This window comes from Streptomyces ureilyticus (genome assembly GCF_011045025.1).
GTDB classification, from domain to species: Bacteria; Actinomycetota; Actinomycetes; order Streptomycetales; family Streptomycetaceae; genus Streptomyces; species Streptomyces ureilyticus.
Genome location: NZ_JAAKZX010000480.1, coordinates 1 through 1,025, shown reverse-complemented (window position 1 = coordinate 1,025; position 1,025 = coordinate 1). Strand labels below are relative to the sequence as shown.

1 protein-coding gene is annotated in these 1,025 nt (G+C 66.7%); it reads right to left on the bottom strand.

The genetic code is table 11. The features are described from left to right. Positions 1 to 5 precede the first annotated feature (5 nt). Positions 6 to 1,022: a substrate-binding domain-containing protein gene (locus G6048_RS48255; protein ID WP_235991167.1), complete on the bottom strand. Its 1,017-nt coding sequence runs from the start codon at positions 1,020 to 1,022 to the stop codon at positions 6 to 8. Between the last annotated feature and the right edge of the window lie 3 nt (positions 1,023 to 1,025).

Sequence of the window (1,025 nt, the reverse complement as noted above, 5' to 3'; positions counted from 1 at the left end):
CGCGTTTACGTGGTGAGTCCCGCCCTCTCACAAGCGGCTTTGTACTTGGGCGTGCAGATCTGATCGATCGTGTACATGCCGTCCTTGACGACCGTGTCCTTGATGTTGTCGGCGGTCAGGGAGATCGGCGTGAGCAGGACGGCCGGGATGTCGTCGGTGGTGGGGCTGTCGACCATGTCTGTGGCGATGTCGCCGAGTTGTTCACCCTGGGCCAGGGCGACGGCCATTTCGGCGGCGGCCTCGGCCTCGAGCTTGAAGGGCTTGTAGACGGTCATGTACTGCTCGCCGCTCACGATGCGCTGTACGGCCGTGATGTCGGCGTCCTGGCCGGTGACCGGGGGGAGCGGTGAGACCTTGGCGGCCCTGAGGGCGGAGATGACGCCGCCAGCGAGGCCGTCGTTGGCGGAGTAGACGCCGTCGATGTTGTCGGCGCCCAGAGCGGAGATGGCGCCGGACATGTTGATGTGGGCGTTGTCCGGATTCCACTCGACGGTGTCGTACGCCTTGCCGATCTTCACCTTCCCCTGGAGGACGGACAGGGCGCCCCTCTTGAAGGCGGCCGAGTTCGGGTCGGCCGAGGAGCCATTCATCATGACGATCTGCCCGCCGTCCGCCTTGTCGCCCATGGCCTTGAGGAGCGCCCGGCCCTGGATCTCGCCGACCTTCTCGCCGTCGAAGGAGACGTAGCCCGAGATCGGGCCCGTGGCGAGGCGGTCGTAGGCGACGACCGGGATGCCCGCGCGATCGGCCGTCTCGACCGAGGATCGGGCCACCTTGGCGTCGACGGGGTCGAGGATCAGGACCTCGACCCCCTTGGTGACCATGGAGTGAATCTGCTGGTGTTGGGTGGCCACATCCTCCTTGGCGTTGGCGTACTCCACCGTGCAGTCGCCGCACAGGTCCTTGATCTTCTTCTCGATCAGGGGCCTGTCGAACTGCTCGGCGCGAGGGGTCCCGGCTCCCGGGAGCAGCAAGCCGATCGTCACGCCGGAGGTGTTCCCGGCCGTGCCGCAGGAGGCCAGGAC